We start from the raw sequence: 13422 nt of genomic DNA, 5'->3' as shown, positions 1-13422 counted from the left end.
CCCGGGGATGGTGCGCGCACCCTAACGGCTTGAACGCGAAACGAAAGTGCCGCTCGTCGAGCGGAGTCGGCCATCGGTGTCACGGTGAGTGGGATATTTTCGAAAACTTGGGCGCTCACTCCGCCAGCCCCCCGGCGGTGACCCGCGCACGGATCGCATCGACCCGCCGGACGAGGCGCAGAAGCGCGGAATTGTCGGCTTTCCGCGCGATCGCGGTCATCGCGCCGCGATAGACGACGGGCCGCACCAAGCCCCAACATACCCGCCGGTCAAGCGTCGAAAGTGTGACCTTTCGATAATCGAGCCTCGGCCCCCGGCTGCGGCCCGATCCCGGCCCCGCGAGCACGCGGTCCCACGCGGCGGCGAAGCTCTCGGCCTCGGCACGGCGGCGCAGGCGATAGGCGCTTTCGCGGCTCATCCCCACCGCCCGCGCGGCGTCGGCGACCGATCCGGTGAAGTAGAGATGGGCGAGGAGCGCGCACTGCCTCCCCACGCTCCAGCCGTCCTTGCGGCGCTTGATCGGAACCGAATGGAAGAAGCCGGGACGGCGGCGGACGCGGTGCGCAGGCGGTTTCGACATCCGCGAGGGTAGGCCACGGCGGGAGGCGTGTAGGAAAGTGTTTTCGTCTAGGGGCGGGGCATGATGGGGTGGAGGAAACCAAGTCTCACGCCAGGAGGCGTGCTCGCGTTCGGCTGATGCTCAGTGCTGCCACTTAATGACGAATTTCAAAGACGAACGACTTGTTACTAGAAAGTGCGTACCCAGTTGTTCCGAACTGGCCGCATACCGTTTTCAATTTGGATAAAAATGGGTCGCTGAGAGGAATTGAATAATTTATCGCAATGTTTTCTGCGGTGTCCTCAATGGTCTGCTCGCCAAATGCCTTGAAGTCCTCAGGATTTTCACATTCGAAAACGTAGAGGTAGGCAACATCACCGTCTGGTATTACAGATCCTAGATCTTTCTTATAAAAGCGGAGGTAAACACTGAGTTTGCTGACACCATATTCACTTTCAACCGACATTTCGTCGGATTGGATTCCGCGATCGGAACACCCGCCGAGCAAGGCGAAGAAGCTTGAGGCTAGGGTAAGGAGCCGCAATTTCATGCAGGTCAAATGACAGGTTAAATGTCGTTCGACAATTCGGGGCGGCAGCGGTTTTTACGGGGGTCGGAGAAAACATTGACGGGGTCGCTATCCGCCCTTTTGCCTCAACCCCAAATCTCCACTTAACCCCCCATCAGTCCCCGCACGAAGGGGATCAGCCCGGTCTGCCGTGTGCGCTCCATCCGCTCGGCGTGGAGGATTTCGCGGACCTTGCGGAAGCATTCGTCGACATCGTCGTTGATCACGACGTATTCGTATTCGGCCCAGTGACTGATTTCCGCGCGGGCGCGGTCCATGCGGCTGGCGATCACGTCGGCGGCATCCTGCGCGCGGCCCTCGAGCCGGCGACGCAGCTCGTCTAGGCTGGGGGGCAGGATGAATACGCTGACCACGTCCTGCCGGTCCTTCTGGTAGAGCTGCTGGGTGCCCTGCCAGTCGATGTCGAACAGGAAGTCCTGGCCTTCCTTCAGACCGCCACGGATGTGCCCCTTGGGCGTGCCGTAGCGGTGGCCGAAGACATGGGCCCATTCGTAGAAGTCGTCCTCCTCGACCATGCGGTCGAACTCCGCCTCGCTGGCGAAGTGGTAGTGGACGCCATCGATTTCGCCGGGACGGGGCGGGCGCGTGGTGCAGCTGACCGAAAGGCTGATCGTCTCGTCCGCGTCGAGCAGCATCCGGCTGATCGTGGTCTTGCCGGCGCCCGAGGGCGAGGAGAGCACGAACATCAGTCCGCGCCGCTTGAGTGCCTGGGATTGGGTGTCGCTTCCTGCCATGCGCGCCCTTGCGCCATGGCAGCTTAAGAAATCAACCCCGAGAGGTGCCTCGCCCAGGCTCCGCGCCTACTTTTTCGCCATCTTGCCGAGAGTCCTGTCGCCCTTGCGTTTCGCGGCGCGCTTGCTCTGGCTGCGGTCGAACAGTGTCTTGGCGATCAGGCCGCCGCCGACGAGGACGGCGCCGGGCAGCGAGCGGGTGGCATATCGGGCCAACATCCCGCTGAGGAAGGTGTGCACCAGACTGCGGTTCTCGACGATCGCCTTGGCACCCGCGCCGCCGTAACGGCCTCGCAACAGGCCCTTTTCCAGCGTGTGCCGCATCAGTCGTCCGCCAGCGCGCATGGCGATGTCCTGGATGATAAGATTGGTTGCCGGGTTCGTGCTGGGGCCGGCGACATCGTCGCTCTGGCCGGTTGCGGCGGCGATCGCCTTGCCTCCGGCATCGGTCATCCCGCCGGATGCCTCTCCGGTCGGCTGCTTCTTGGAAACTCTGGTGGACCTGCGCGCCATGACCGCTCCCCGGGTGCGGCCTGTCGGCCCGCGGTTACTTCTTGCGGCCGAAATCGACCGTGACAACGTTCGAGCCGTCATCTTCGACAACGGCGCGATCGGACGCGCGTTCCGAAGCGTCGTTCTCGGCCTCGTCGTGAGTCTCGGGCGCCATGTCGGCGACGGTCGCCTGGAACTGCAGCCCGAAATCGACCGCCGGATCGACGAACGCGGTGATTGCGCCGAACGGGATGTCGAGCTTGGCCGGCACCTGGTTGAAGGTGAGGCTGACGCTAAAGCCTTCCTCGTCCACCGCGAGGTCCCAGAACTTGTTCTGGAGAACGATCGTCATCTCGTCGGCGAAGCGTTCCTTGAGGTGCGGCGGGATGCTCACGCCGGGCGCGTTCGTCTTAAAGGTGATGTAGAAGTGATGGTTGCCGGGCAGGGTGCCTCCACCTGCCTCGACCTCTCCCAGCACGCGTCCCACCACGGCGCGCAGAGCCTCCTGCACGATCTCGTCATAGGGTATCAGGCTGTCGGGTGTCTGGTCGGTCATCTTGCCTTGCAAGTGACCCCGCCGAGCCGCGCGGTCAAGCCGGAAAGCTAAGGCGCAGGGCTGCCAAGCGTGGATTGCTTGCGTGGCCGCCCCCCGCGCGTATAGGCCCGCGCCATGCGCACCGGCCGGATCGAACGAAAGACCAGCGAAACCGCGATCCTCGTCGAGGTGAACCTCGACGGGACGGGAGCCTATTCGGTGGAAACGGGCATCGGCTTCCTCGACCACATGGTCGAACAGTTCAGCCGCCATTCGCTGATTGACGTGACGATGAAGGTCGACGGCGACCTCCATGTCGACCAGCACCACACGACCGAGGACAGCGCGATCGCGCTGGGGCAGGCGCTCGACCAGGCGCTCGGAGACAAGGGCGGGATCGGGCGCTACGGCCAGGCCTATTCGCCGATGGACGAGACGCTGAGCCGCGTCGCGCTCGACATTTCGGGCCGCCCCTATCTCGTCTGGCGGGCTGGCTTCTCGCAGCCGCGCCTCGGCGAATGGGATACCGAGCTGATCGAGCACTGGTTCCACTCGGTATCGCAGGCATGCGGCATCACGCTGCACATGGAACTGCTGTACGGCACCAACAACCACCACATCTGCGAATCGCTCTACAAGGGTTTCGCCCGCGCGATGCGGCAGGCGGTCGAGCGCGATCCGCGCAAGGGCGGCGCGGTGCCGAGCACCAAAGGGCAACTGGGCGGGTAATCCATGGCCGAGGCAATTGCCCTCATCGATTACGGCGCGGGCAACCTCCATTCGGTGCACAATGCGCTGAAGGCGGCGGGGGCCGGCCACGTCCACGTCACCTCGGACCCGGCGATCGTGCGCGGGGCGCGGCGGATCGTGCTGCCGGGGGTCGGGAGCTTTCGCGCCTGTGCGAACGGGCTCAAGGCGATTCCCGGCCTCGTCGATGCGCTCGAGGACCGGGTGATCCACCAGGGTGTGCCGTTCCTCGGCATCTGCGTCGGCATGCAACTTCTCGCGACGCGCGGTAAGGAGCACGGGGTGACCAAGGGGCTCGGCTGGATTCCCGGCGAGGTGCGCGCGATCGAACCCAGTGACCCGGCCATCAAGGTGCCGCACATGGGCTGGAACGACGTGCGCCCGATGCCCCACCAGGACGGCGCGGCGCTGGTCGAGGTGGGCGAAGCCTATTTCCTGCATTCGTACCACTTCGCGGTTGCCGAGGGGCGCGATGTGGCGGCGATGACCGACCACGGCGGCGGCCTCGTCGCGGCGGTCGCGCGTGACAACATGATCGGCGTGCAGTTCCACCCGGAGAAGAGCCAGGCCTACGGGCTCGGGCTCCTTGCGCGGTTCCTGGAGTGGAAGCCATGATCGTCTTTCCCGCGATCGACCTGAAGGGCGGCGAGGTCGTGCGGCTGGCCGAAGGCGATATGGACCGCGCTACCGTCTATGGCGACGACCCGGCGGCACAGGCATTGATTTTCGCCGAGGCGGGGGCCGAGCATCTCCACGTCGTCGACCTCGACGGCTCGTTCGCCGGCCGGGCGGAGAACCGCGCGGCGGTCGAAGCGATCGTCGCTGCGTTTCCCGGTTACGTCCAGCTCGGCGGCGGCATCCGCGACCGCGAGGCGGTGGAGGGCTGGTTCGACCTCGGTGTGGCGCGGGTCGTGATGGGCTCGGCCGCGCTCAAGGACCCCGAATTCGTCAAGGACATGGCGCGCGAATTCGCAGGCGGGATCGTGGTCGCGGTCGACGCGCGCGACGGCATGGTCGCGACAGAGGGCTGGGCCGACGTGTCCGACGTCCCCGTTGTCGATCTTGCCCGCCGGTTCGAGGATGCGGGCGTCGCCAGCCTGCTGTTCACCGACATCGGGCGCGACGGACTGCTCAAGGGCGTGAACATCGACGCCACGCTCGACCTCGCGCGCCGAGTGGACATTCCGGTGATCGCAAGCGGCGGGGTCAAGGGCCTCGACGACATTCACCTCCTCTCGCTCCACGCGCGCGACGGGATCGAAGGCGTGATCACCGGCCGCGCGCTGTACGAAGGTCGGCTGGACCTCGCCGCGGCGATCGCGATGGCGTCGAGGCCATGACCGTCCGCATCCGCGTCATCCCCTGTCTCGACGTGCGCGACGGGCGCGTGGTGAAGGGCGTCAACTTCGTCGACCTCAAGGACGCGGGCGATCCGGTCGAGCAGGCCAGGGCCTACGACGAAGCGGGCGCGGACGAGCTGTGCTTCCTCGACATCTCGGCCAGCCACGAAGGACGCGGAACCCTGCTCGACGTGGTGCGGCGCACGGCGGAGGTGTGCTTCATGCCGCTGACGGTCGGCGGCGGCGTGCGCTCGGTCGACGATGCGCGCGCGCTCCTGCTGGCCGGCGCGGACAAGGTCGCGGTCAACTCCGCGGCGGTCGCGCGGCCCGAGATCGTGGCGGAGATCGCCGCGCGGTTCGGCAGCCAGTGCGTGGTCGCCAGCATCGATGCGCGTCGCAGCGGGGCGGGCTGGCAGATCTACACCCACGGCGGCCGCAAGCCCGCGCACATCGACGCGGTCGAGCACGCCGCGCACCTCGCCGAACTGGGCGCGGGCGAGTTGCTGGTGACCTCGATGGACGGCGACGGCACGCAAAATGGCTACGACCTCGCGCTCACCCGCGAGATCGCCGACGCCGTCTCTGTCCCGGTGGTCGCGAGCGGCGGCGTGGGCAACCTCCAGCACCTGATCGAAGGGGTGACGCTCGGCCACGCGAGCGCGGTGCTTGCGGCGAGCATCTTCCACTTCGGCACCCACACCATCGCCGAGGCGCACGCCGCCCTGCGCGCCGCCGGATTGCCCGCGCGCGCCTGACCGTCCCGCACCGGGACGTTCACGAAAGCGCCATTGGCAATCCGTCCAATAACGCCTTGGGTTTCAGCATGATGCGTTTGCTGCTCCCGCTCTTCGTATTGCTGTTCGCCAGCCCGGCGGCGGCTGCCGGCACGGCGGTCAGCGAGCCGTCCAGCCTAGTATTGTTCGCACTCGGCGTGCTGGGTGTGATCGTCGGGCGGCAATCCTCGCGCAGGAAGCGCGACTAGCGGCCCGCACAAGCAACCGCTTGACCGGACCGGCCCGGGTTCGCCATGCGGTTCGGTGATGGATACTCTCTCGCGTCTCGAACAGACGATCGCCGGCCGTCTCACTTCGGGTGAGGCGGCGGCAAGCTACGTCGCCCATCTCAGCACGCGCGGTCTGCCGGTTATCGCCCGCAAGGTCGGCGAAGAAGCGATCGAGACGGTCACTGCCGCGCTCGCAGGCACGCGCGAGGAACTGGTGGGTGAGATTGCCGACCTGCTGTTCCACCTGCTGGTCCTGCTCGCCGCGAAGGGCGTGCCATTCTCCGAGGTGCTCGCCGAACTCGAGCGGCGCGAGGGCACGTCGGGCCTCGATGAAAAAGCATCACGGAGCGAATGATGGCGATCGACCCCACGCAGCCCTACGACGACGCCAATATCTTCGCCCGCATCCTGCGCGGCGAACTTCCGTCGAATAAAGTCCATGAAGACGACTGGGCGCTCGCCTTCCACGACATCGCCCCGCAGGCGCCGGTCCATATCCTGGTGATCCCCAAGGGCGCCTACGTGAGCTGGGACGATTTCACCGCCAAGGCGTCCGACGCCGAGATCGGTGGGTTTTCGCGCGCGATCGGCCACGTCGCGCGCGAGGCGGGGCTGGTCGCACCGGGATACCGCGTCCTCTACAACGTCGGGGTCCACGGTGGGCAGGAAGTGCCGCACCTCCACGCGCACATCTTCGGCGGTCGGTCGCTCGGGCGGATGGTGGGCTGAAATGCCCCGCGGCGGGTTGCCACGCGACTCCGCGCGCGGCTAAGGCCCCCCGCATGAGCGCGCAGCCACCATTGCCGGGCGGCCTGATCGACGGGTCGCGCCACCTGTTTGCGGTGCGCGCCTACTACGAAGACACCGACCTGTCGGGCATCGTCTATCACGCCAACTACCTGCGCTGGTTCGAACGCGCGCGCAGCGACCTTCTCCGCCTGCTCCAAATCGACCAGCGCGAGGCGGTGGAAACGGGCGAGGGCGCCTATGCCGTTGCCGACCTCCACATCCGCTACGTCCGTCCCGCGAAACTCGACGACACCGTGATCATCGAGAGCCGCTGCATCGAAATGGGCGCGGCGAGCGTACGGATCGCGCAGACCGCCACCCGCGACGGCGACCTGATCGCCGAACAGACCGTTCGCGTGGGGTTCATCGACCCTGCCGGACGACCGCGCCGCCAGCCCGCCGCGTGGCGCGCGGCGTTCGACCAATTTGCCAAGGGAACCGAATGACCGACCTGATGCTCCTCGCCGTTGCCGCCGCCCCCGAGATGCCGGGACGGCTCAACCCGGTGAAGCTGTTCCTCGATGCCGACATCGTGGTCCAGTCGGTGATGATCGGCCTGCTGCTCGCCAGCGTGTGGACCTGGATGATCATCGTCGGCTTCATGATGCGCGTTGCCGCGGTGCGCCGTCGCAACGCCGAGTACGAAAGCGAGTTCTGGGAGACCGAGAACTTCGAGACGCTGATGAACCAGCGCGGCAAGAAGGACATCGCCAGCGCCCGCGTGGCGGCAGCGGCGATGCGGGAATGGAAGCACTCGGTGAAGGGCGGCCGGGTGATCGACCGCGACGGGCTGCGCCAGCGGCTCGCCGCGTCGATGGAAAGCCAGGTCTCGAGCGAAGCCGACGAGTTATCGGGCCGCTTGAATTTCCTCGCCACGGTCGGTTCGGTCGCGCCGTTCGTTGGCCTGTTCGGTACCGTGTGGGGTATCATGAACAGCTTCTTCCAGATCGGCCAGCAGCAGAACTCTTCGCTTGCGGTCGTAGCACCGGGCATTTCGGAAGCGCTGTTCGCGACCGCGATCGGGCTGTTCGCGGCGATCCCGGCGGTCATCGCCTACAACCGCTTCAGCCATGCGGTCGACGCGGTCGAGGCGCGGCTGCAGCGGTTCGCCGACCGCTTCCACGCCAGCCTCAGCCGCCAGATCGAGACGCTCTGATGGCGATGGGCATGGCAAGATCGGGACGCCGCGGGCACAAGGGACGCGCGCCGATGGCGGAAATCAACGTCACCCCGCTGGTCGACGTAATGCTGGTGCTGCTGATCATCTTCATGGTCACCGCCCCGCTGCTGACTGCGGGCGTGCCGATCGAATTGCCCGACAGCAATGCCAATGCGCTCGACCAGGATCCCAAGCAGGTGACGATCTCGATCGACCGCGAGGGCTATATATTCATAGACAAGGACGAAGTCGCCGAAGGGGGCCTCGCCGATGCGCTCGCAGGCCTGCGCCCCAACGGCGGCGAGCCTCCGGTCATCACGCTGCGCGCCGATCGCGCGCTCGACTATGGCCGGGTAATGGCGGTGATGGGCGAGCTCAACCGCGGCGGGTTCAACTCGATCTCGCTGGTCACCAACGGCTCCGCGCCCGCAGCGGCGGTCACCGACGGTTCAGTTTCGGCCCCATAGCTCGATTACAATGGTTTTCGCTGACCTTCGGCGCGAGGAGCGCATCGGCCTGGGGATCGCGGTGGTCCTCCACCTCGCGCTCGCCGCCGCGTTCCTCGTGCAGTCGTCGAAGCGCGTGGCGGTGTCGCCGGCCGAGAAGATGACGGTGAACCTCGCGACCGATGTCGGGCTGGAGGCGACCGCGCCCGAACCGGTGGCCGAAAGCGCCGCCGCCATCGCGCCCACGCTCGCACCCGAACCCGCGCCGCCGCAGCCGACCGTCCAGCCCCTGCCGGAGCAGCGCCCGATTCCCCGTGCCACCGTGACTCCGCCCAAGCCCAGGCCGCTGACCCGGCCGACGCAGGCCTCGACCGAACCCCGCCGCCGCCCCGACACGCCCTCGACGCGTGCTCGTTCGACCCCGAAGCCCGCGGGCGGCAGCCGGATCGGTTCCGATTTCCTCCCCGGTGCGGGCGACAGCACGACCACGCGAGAGACGCGCGTGCCCGCCAGCCAGATCGGCGCGAGCGCAAAGGCGAACCTGTTCCAGGCGATCGCGCGCGAGGTGCGCCCCAAGTGGCAGCCGCCGAGTGGGCCCGAGGTCGAGCAACTCGTTACCAAGCTTCGTTTTCGTCTCAATGCGGACGGCAGCCTTGCCGGTCGGCCCGAAATCGTCCGTCAGACTGGGATCACCGACACCAACAAGCCCCAAGCCGGCCGCCACGGCGAACAGGCCATCCGCGCGGTACAACTCGCCGCCCCGTTCGACCTGCCCGAGGAATATTACGAGGCGTGGAAGGTCGTGACCGTCGATTTCGATTGGAAGCTCTCACAATGATGAAGACATTCGCCGCCCTGCTGCTGATCTCGACCGCCGCGCTGCCGCTGGCAGCGCAGGACCTCGGCCAGAAGCCGCCTGTCGATACGCCCGTCGAGACCACCGAGGAGGAAGGCCTGTCGGGCTCCGTCAGCTTCGAAGGTAGCCTCGAGGATCTCGGCATCGCGATTCCCACCTTCGCGACCGACCGCAACGCGCCGACCGCCGCCAACACCAGCGGCACCGCCGCGCTCGGTCGCGAACTGGCGCAGGTCGTGTTCAACGACCTTCGCAACAACGGCCTGTTCAAGCCGATCGGTCCCGGATCGCTCCCGTCGCCGACTTATCCCGAGATCACCGCCCCGGGCTGGTCGACGTGGAGCGGTCGCGGGACCGAGATGCTGGTGCAGGGCTATGTCCGCGCCGCCGCCGACGGACGGCTGACGGTCGGATGTTACCTCTACGACGTGTCCTTGCAGAAGGAACTCGCGCGCGCAGGTTGGGTGGTGCCGCCGGTCGACTGGCGCCGCGCCGCGCACAAGTGCGCCGACCTCGTCTATTCGCGCCTGTCGGGCGAAAGCCCGTTCTTCGACAGCCGCATCGCCTATATCGCCGAGACGGGGCCGAAGGGTAACCGCGTCAAGCGCCTTGCGATCATGGACTCGGACGGGGCGAACCACCGCTTTATCACCAACGGTCGCGCGACCGCGCTGACCCCGCGCTATTCGCCCGATTACCGGAAGTTGATGTACCTCTCCTACGTCGACGGCAATCCGCGCATCTACAGCTACGATATCGGCACCGGCCGCCAGACGCTGATCACGCAGAGTCGCAACCCTACTTTCGCGCCGCGCTGGTCGCCCGATGGGCGCTGGGTGCTCTATTCGATGGCGGTCGGTGGCAACACCGACATCTACCGCGTGTCGGCCGAGGGCGGATCGAGCACGCGCCTGACCGACACGCCGGGGATCGACATCGGCGGCTCGTTCTCGCCCGACGGTCGCCAGATCGTGTTCGAGAGCGACCGGTCGGGCAGCCAGCAATGCTATGTCATGAATGCCGACGGTTCGAACCAGCGGCGCATCAGCTTCGGCGGCGCCCGCTGCGCGACGCCCGAATGGAGCCCGCGCGGCGACCAGATCGCGTTCACCAACGCCTCGAGCTTCAACATCTCTGTCATGTCGCCGAGCGGCGGTTCGGTCCGCACGCTGACCAACGGCTGGCAGGACGAGGCGCCGACCTGGGCGCCCAACGGCCGCGTGATCCAGTTCTTCCGCACCGAGCGCGGATCGGGCCGCACCGGCCTTTACCAGGTCGACCTGACCGGCGCGAACCTGCGCCGGTTGGCGACCCCCGTCGACGGGTCCGACCCCGCCTGGGGACCGATCCTGCCCTAGGATCATTCGATTTACGTGAGCCCGGGTCGCACCGTGATGACTACCAAGGAGACTTCCATGAACCGCAAACTTGTGATCGCAGCGCTGCTCGCTGGCAGCGTCGCCCTCGCCGGGTGCAAGAAGGAGCCTCCCGCTTCGCTGCCGCCCGAACCGCAGCCGACGCAGACCAGCACGCCGGGCGATGATCTGGGCGGCGGGGCGGCACAGCCGGGCACCAACGCACACTTCGTGCAAGGCGTGAACGGCCAGAACGTGATCTATTTCGATACCGATCGCTACGACATCGACAGCAGCGATGCCGCCGCCTTGCAGACGCAGGCGCAGTACCTTGCGCAGTACAGCCAGGTGAACATCACCATTGAAGGCCACGCCGACGAACGCGGCACGCGCGAATACAACCTGGCGCTGGGCGAGCGACGCGCGAATGCGGCGAAGAACTACCTCGTCGGGATCGGCGTCGCGGCGAACCGCATCAGCGTGCTGAGCTACGGCAAGGAACGACCGATCGCGATGGGATCGGACGAACAGGCTTGGGCGCAGAATCGCCGCGCCGTCTCGATCGTCGTCAACTAGCGCGGAAAGATCGCGGGCAGGGCGGGGAGCGAGGGCATCTCGATCCCCGCGACTGCCGGAACGGGCGCAATCGTGTCGCCCGCGCTGTCTCCCAGCGTGGGGGCGGAGAGCGCGAGCGCCACCATCGCGAGAACGCTGGCGGCGCCGGACAAGAAAAGTTGCGGACTCGGTTTCGGCATGATGGGTTGCATTTAGGAACTTTCATGTTGCAATGCAACATCGAGCGCGAAATATTTCCCCTCCGCTTCCCAAGCGCCGTTCAAGATCATAGGTAAACGACATGGCAGGCGCTCGGCGATCGACGGACTGGGGTTTCCCGCGCTGGCGGGGCTATGGCTCCGCGCGCGAGGCGGTAACGGTGCGCCTGTGCGATCGCCACGGCTGCGACGAACCCGGCGACTGCCCCGCGCCCAAGAGCCCGAACGGCAAGGAGCGCTGGATGTTCTGCCAGCGCCACGCGGCGGAATACAACTCGCGTTGGGACTATTTCGAGGGCTTGTCGAAGGAAGAGGCGGCCGCCCGCGCTGCCGACGAGAAGCGCGACAACGACGGGTTCGCCCAAGCCTCGCACTACGGCTGGAGCGGCAGCGGCGACGGCAGCCGCTCGGCCGACGAGATGCGCGCGCTGGAAGCGCTCGGGTTGGAAGCCGATGCCGATCCTGCCGCGGTGAAGAAGGCGTTCCGCGAGCGCGTCAAGCAGGTCCACCCGGACGTCGCGCCCGGCGACAAGGAAGCCGCTGCAGAATTCCAGAAGATCCAGGTCGCCTACGAAGTCCTGCGCCAGGCCGAAGAACGGCGCGAGTGGAAGGGCTGAGCCACTAACCGTTTGGCAAATGTTCTCGGGTATCTCCCGACTCTTCAAGGGTTTGCGGGAGGCATGCGATGTTCGGACTGTTCAAGCGGGGAAGGGCGCAGCCCGTCCCCGACGAGCCGATCGAACTGAAAGCCTACATAGAGATCGGGCGCCCGGTGACCGAGGTCTATCCGCTGCTCGACTTTGCCGACGAACGACACCAACTGCGCGCGCGCGGCAATCTCATCCGCGAGATCGAAAGCGATCCGCAGACTTACCGGCTGTGGTACAACCTCGCGCCAGACTTCAATTTCCTGTTCACGGTGACAAAGGCGGTGCCGGGCGAGGCCTATGCCTATTCGGCCGACATCGTCCCGCAGATCGGCCTGCGCACCCGTTCGCACGAGGCCTGGACGCTCGAGCCGCTCGGTGACGAAGCGTGCAAGGTCACCTTCGTCAACACGGTCCACCACGTGCCTGGCCTTGACCCGGCACAACTGGGCGAAGAGATCGCCCGCTCTTCCCACGCCGCAGCCACCGCGCTGACAAAGCTGAAAATCCATGCCGAGATCGGCGTGGAAGCGGTCGAGGAATTCGAGTGCGAGATGGGTCAGCGATAACTAGGATTGCGTGTCAATTACGGCAGCAAAGGTCGCCTCAGTCGCGCTCGCGAGGCATCGGCGGCAGGGATCGTCCCATGGCGTCCCTGAACTCGTCAGCGCCCGTGCGTTCAACCGGATCCTCGGGCCTGCGCGAAGGAACGCCGGGTAGATCGCCAGCGGCCCGCCGTGCTTCCTTGATCGCTTCCGACTTCGCCCGGTCGATCAGCACGCGGCGCGCCTGTTCGGCAAGTGCGCGCCAGGTCTTTTCGGAGCGTAGGGCGCGTTCGCGCACGTTGTCGAGTACCGCGACAGCCGCTTCGGCTGCCGATTCATTCGCGCGCGCATCATAGAATTCGAAAGTCTGGGTCATGGTCGCTCCGACGAATGTGTGGTGAGCCGGGCATCGCTGGTGCGATGCCCGGTACCGATCGTCAGGCTGCCGAGAGGTTGACGGCGCTTTCCTTGCCGTTGCGGCCGGATTCGACTTCGTAGTTCAGGCGCTGATCCTTATCGAGCGACTGCATGCCCGCCGCCTGGACGGCGGAGATGTGGACGAAGCTGTCGGCCGAGCCGTCATCGGGCTGGATGAAGCCATAGCCCTTGTCGGCGTTGAAGAACTTGACGGTGCCAGTCTTGGCCATGCGTGTTTCCTTTCAAGAAACGGTATTGCCGCCCGGCAAGATCGCCGGGCAGGTCGTGCGAGGGGTCTCAATTGAAAGGAAGTCGTCGTCTAATTGGCGCCGCGCGTTTTACCGCAAAGGCGTTCGTCAAAAGCCGAAGTCCGTCGCAAAATTCGACGTCAGCGGGCGCGCTATAGCACGCCCGCCGCACATTACCTAATCTCGCAGGA

The 13422-nt window shown here is 66.2% G+C and carries 23 protein-coding genes; 15 read left to right on the top strand and 8 right to left on the bottom strand.

Annotated features, from left to right (window positions below; genetic code table 11):
- Nucleotides 1-115: 115 nt before the first annotated feature.
- The 5 genes from ACWPMX_RS08530 to ACWPMX_RS08510 form a co-directional block, all read right to left on the bottom strand.
- The gene (locus ACWPMX_RS08530; protein ID WP_455699607.1) at nt 116-580 is read right to left on the bottom strand and encodes a hypothetical protein; all 465 of its coding nucleotides are present in this window, start codon (nt 578-580) and stop codon (nt 116-118) included.
- 133 nt (nt 581-713) lie between these two features.
- Complete coding sequence (locus ACWPMX_RS08525) at nt 714-1109, bottom strand: hypothetical protein (protein ID WP_455699606.1); 396 nt, start codon at nt 1107-1109, stop codon at nt 714-716.
- Nucleotides 1110-1231: 122 nt separating this feature from the next.
- The gene (gene gmk / locus ACWPMX_RS08520) at nt 1232-1882 is read right to left on the bottom strand and encodes a guanylate kinase (RefSeq protein WP_455699605.1); all 651 of its coding nucleotides are present in this window, start codon (nt 1880-1882) and stop codon (nt 1232-1234) included.
- 66 nt (nt 1883-1948) lie between these two features.
- On the bottom strand, nt 1949-2392 hold the full coding sequence (locus tag ACWPMX_RS08515) for a hypothetical protein (RefSeq protein WP_455699604.1): 444 nt from the start codon (nt 2390-2392) through the stop codon (nt 1949-1951).
- Between the two features lie 34 nt (nt 2393-2426).
- Nucleotides 2427-2927: an SspB family protein gene (locus ACWPMX_RS08510; protein WP_455699603.1), complete on the bottom strand. Its 501-nt coding sequence runs from the start codon at nt 2925-2927 to the stop codon at nt 2427-2429.
- 114 nt (nt 2928-3041) lie between these two features.
- Between ACWPMX_RS08510 and hisB the strand changes: the two genes are divergently transcribed.
- The 13 genes from hisB to pal all read left to right on the top strand — a co-directional run bounded on the left by hisB (nt 3042) and on the right by pal (nt 11177).
- Nucleotides 3042-3635 (top strand): imidazoleglycerol-phosphate dehydratase HisB, encoded by a 594-nt coding sequence (gene hisB / locus ACWPMX_RS08505; RefSeq protein ID WP_455699602.1) that lies wholly within the window; start codon nt 3042-3044, stop codon nt 3633-3635.
- 3 nt (nt 3636-3638) lie between these two features.
- A complete protein-coding gene (hisH, locus tag ACWPMX_RS08500) occupies nt 3639-4268 on the top strand; it encodes an imidazole glycerol phosphate synthase subunit HisH (protein WP_455699601.1) in 630 nt (209 codons plus the stop codon).
- Entirely contained in the window at nt 4265-4993 is a 729-nt protein-coding gene (gene hisA, locus ACWPMX_RS08495) for a 1-(5-phosphoribosyl)-5-[(5-phosphoribosylamino)methylideneamino]imidazole-4-carboxamide isomerase (protein ID WP_455699600.1), read from the top strand. The genes hisH and hisA overlap by 4 nt, the downstream gene beginning before the upstream one ends.
- On the top strand, nt 4990-5748 hold the full coding sequence (gene hisF / locus ACWPMX_RS08490; protein WP_455699599.1) for an imidazole glycerol phosphate synthase subunit HisF: 759 nt from the start codon (nt 4990-4992) through the stop codon (nt 5746-5748). Before hisA ends, hisF begins: the two co-directional genes overlap by 4 nt.
- 68 nt (nt 5749-5816) lie before the next feature.
- A complete protein-coding gene (locus ACWPMX_RS08485; protein WP_455699598.1) occupies nt 5817-5975 on the top strand; it encodes a PEP-CTERM sorting domain-containing protein in 159 nt (52 codons plus the stop codon).
- A gap of 55 nt (nt 5976-6030) precedes the next feature.
- Nucleotides 6031-6351: a phosphoribosyl-ATP diphosphatase gene (locus ACWPMX_RS08480; RefSeq protein ID WP_455699597.1), complete on the top strand. Its 321-nt coding sequence runs from the start codon at nt 6031-6033 to the stop codon at nt 6349-6351.
- Entirely contained in the window at nt 6351-6725 is a 375-nt protein-coding gene (locus ACWPMX_RS08475) for a histidine triad nucleotide-binding protein (RefSeq protein WP_455699596.1), read from the top strand. The genes ACWPMX_RS08480 and ACWPMX_RS08475 overlap by 1 nt, the downstream gene beginning before the upstream one ends.
- 53 nt (nt 6726-6778) lie before the next feature.
- A complete protein-coding gene (locus tag ACWPMX_RS08470) occupies nt 6779-7231 on the top strand; it encodes a YbgC/FadM family acyl-CoA thioesterase (protein WP_455699595.1) in 453 nt (150 codons plus the stop codon).
- Nucleotides 7228-7941, top strand: a complete 714-nt coding sequence (gene tolQ / locus ACWPMX_RS08465) for a protein TolQ (RefSeq protein ID WP_455699594.1) — start codon at nt 7228-7230, stop codon at nt 7939-7941. The genes ACWPMX_RS08470 and tolQ overlap by 4 nt, the downstream gene beginning before the upstream one ends.
- Entirely contained in the window at nt 7941-8411 is a 471-nt protein-coding gene (locus ACWPMX_RS08460) for an ExbD/TolR family protein (protein WP_455699593.1), read from the top strand. Before tolQ ends, ACWPMX_RS08460 begins: the two co-directional genes overlap by 1 nt.
- 10 nt (nt 8412-8421) lie before the next feature.
- Entirely contained in the window at nt 8422-9228 is an 807-nt protein-coding gene (locus ACWPMX_RS08455; RefSeq protein ID WP_455699592.1) for an energy transducer TonB, read from the top strand.
- Nucleotides 9228-10604 carry a Tol-Pal system beta propeller repeat protein TolB gene (tolB, locus tag ACWPMX_RS08450; RefSeq protein ID WP_455699591.1) on the top strand — a complete coding sequence of 459 codons (1377 nt, stop codon included), beginning with the start codon at nt 9228-9230 and terminating at the stop codon, nt 10602-10604. Before ACWPMX_RS08455 ends, tolB begins: the two co-directional genes overlap by 1 nt.
- Nucleotides 10605-10661: 57 nt before the next feature.
- Entirely contained in the window at nt 10662-11177 is a 516-nt protein-coding gene (gene pal / locus ACWPMX_RS08445) for a peptidoglycan-associated lipoprotein Pal (RefSeq protein WP_455699590.1), read from the top strand.
- Here pal and ACWPMX_RS08440 read toward each other — a convergent pair.
- Nucleotides 11174-11356, bottom strand: coding sequence for a hypothetical protein (locus tag ACWPMX_RS08440; protein ID WP_455699589.1), 183 nt, complete (start codon nt 11354-11356; stop codon nt 11174-11176). The two genes, pal and ACWPMX_RS08440, sit on opposite strands and share 4 nt — an antisense overlap.
- A gap of 101 nt (nt 11357-11457) precedes the next feature.
- Here ACWPMX_RS08440 and ACWPMX_RS08435 point away from each other — a divergent pair, with 101 nt between their 5' ends.
- Entirely contained in the window at nt 11458-11991 is a 534-nt protein-coding gene (locus ACWPMX_RS08435) for a J domain-containing protein (RefSeq protein WP_455699588.1), read from the top strand.
- A gap of 68 nt (nt 11992-12059) precedes the next feature.
- Nucleotides 12060-12590, top strand: coding sequence for a hypothetical protein (locus ACWPMX_RS08430; protein WP_455699587.1), 531 nt, complete (start codon nt 12060-12062; stop codon nt 12588-12590).
- Nucleotides 12591-12627: 37 nt separating this feature from the next.
- Here ACWPMX_RS08430 and ACWPMX_RS08425 read toward each other — a convergent pair whose 3' ends face one another.
- Together ACWPMX_RS08425 and ACWPMX_RS08420 are read right to left on the bottom strand one after the other, a co-directional pair.
- Nucleotides 12628-12942 (bottom strand): hypothetical protein, encoded by a 315-nt coding sequence (locus tag ACWPMX_RS08425; protein ID WP_455699586.1) that lies wholly within the window; start codon nt 12940-12942, stop codon nt 12628-12630.
- Between the two features lie 61 nt (nt 12943-13003).
- Entirely contained in the window at nt 13004-13213 is a 210-nt protein-coding gene (locus ACWPMX_RS08420) for a cold-shock protein (protein WP_455699585.1), read from the bottom strand.
- Nucleotides 13214-13422 lie beyond the last annotated feature (209 nt).

This window comes from Tsuneonella sp. HG094 (assembly GCF_053819285.1).
Note: the sequence above shows the minus strand (reverse complement) of the source record. Positions and strands in the feature narration are given on the sequence as shown.

Bases quoted from the DNA above. Each gene is read 5' to 3' on its own strand.
- ACWPMX_RS08530 (WP_455699607.1), bottom strand. From the start codon at position 580: ATGTCGAAACCGCCTGCGCACCGCGTCCGCCGCCGTCCCGGCTTCTTC.
- ACWPMX_RS08525 (WP_455699606.1), bottom strand. From the start codon at position 1,109: ATGAAATTGCGGCTCCTTACCCTAGCCTCAAGCTTCTTCGCCTTGCTC.
- gmk (WP_455699605.1), bottom strand. From the start codon at position 1,882: ATGGCAGGAAGCGACACCCAATCCCAGGCACTCAAGCGGCGCGGACTG.
- ACWPMX_RS08515 (WP_455699604.1), bottom strand. From the start codon at position 2,392: ATGGCGCGCAGGTCCACCAGAGTTTCCAAGAAGCAGCCGACCGGAGAG.
- ACWPMX_RS08510 (WP_455699603.1), bottom strand. From the start codon at position 2,927: ATGACCGACCAGACACCCGACAGCCTGATACCCTATGACGAGATCGTG.
- hisB (WP_455699602.1), top strand. From the start codon at position 3,042: ATGCGCACCGGCCGGATCGAACGAAAGACCAGCGAAACCGCGATCCTC.
- hisH (WP_455699601.1), top strand. From the start codon at position 3,639: ATGGCCGAGGCAATTGCCCTCATCGATTACGGCGCGGGCAACCTCCAT.
- hisA (WP_455699600.1), top strand. From the start codon at position 4,265: ATGATCGTCTTTCCCGCGATCGACCTGAAGGGCGGCGAGGTCGTGCGG.
- hisF (WP_455699599.1), top strand. From the start codon at position 4,990: ATGACCGTCCGCATCCGCGTCATCCCCTGTCTCGACGTGCGCGACGGG.
- ACWPMX_RS08485 (WP_455699598.1), top strand. From the start codon at position 5,817: ATGATGCGTTTGCTGCTCCCGCTCTTCGTATTGCTGTTCGCCAGCCCG.
- ACWPMX_RS08475 (WP_455699596.1), top strand. From the start codon at position 6,351: ATGGCGATCGACCCCACGCAGCCCTACGACGACGCCAATATCTTCGCC.
- ACWPMX_RS08470 (WP_455699595.1), top strand. From the start codon at position 6,779: ATGAGCGCGCAGCCACCATTGCCGGGCGGCCTGATCGACGGGTCGCGC.
- tolQ (WP_455699594.1), top strand. From the start codon at position 7,228: ATGACCGACCTGATGCTCCTCGCCGTTGCCGCCGCCCCCGAGATGCCG.
- ACWPMX_RS08460 (WP_455699593.1), top strand. From the start codon at position 7,941: ATGGCGATGGGCATGGCAAGATCGGGACGCCGCGGGCACAAGGGACGC.
- ACWPMX_RS08455 (WP_455699592.1), top strand. From the start codon at position 8,422: ATGGTTTTCGCTGACCTTCGGCGCGAGGAGCGCATCGGCCTGGGGATC.
- tolB (WP_455699591.1), top strand. From the start codon at position 9,228: ATGAAGACATTCGCCGCCCTGCTGCTGATCTCGACCGCCGCGCTGCCG.
- pal (WP_455699590.1), top strand. From the start codon at position 10,662: ATGAACCGCAAACTTGTGATCGCAGCGCTGCTCGCTGGCAGCGTCGCC.
- ACWPMX_RS08440 (WP_455699589.1), bottom strand. From the start codon at position 11,356: ATGCCGAAACCGAGTCCGCAACTTTTCTTGTCCGGCGCCGCCAGCGTT.
- ACWPMX_RS08435 (WP_455699588.1), top strand. From the start codon at position 11,458: ATGGCAGGCGCTCGGCGATCGACGGACTGGGGTTTCCCGCGCTGGCGG.
- ACWPMX_RS08430 (WP_455699587.1), top strand. From the start codon at position 12,060: ATGTTCGGACTGTTCAAGCGGGGAAGGGCGCAGCCCGTCCCCGACGAG.
- ACWPMX_RS08425 (WP_455699586.1), bottom strand. From the start codon at position 12,942: ATGACCCAGACTTTCGAATTCTATGATGCGCGCGCGAATGAATCGGCA.
- ACWPMX_RS08420 (WP_455699585.1), bottom strand. From the start codon at position 13,213: ATGGCCAAGACTGGCACCGTCAAGTTCTTCAACGCCGACAAGGGCTAT.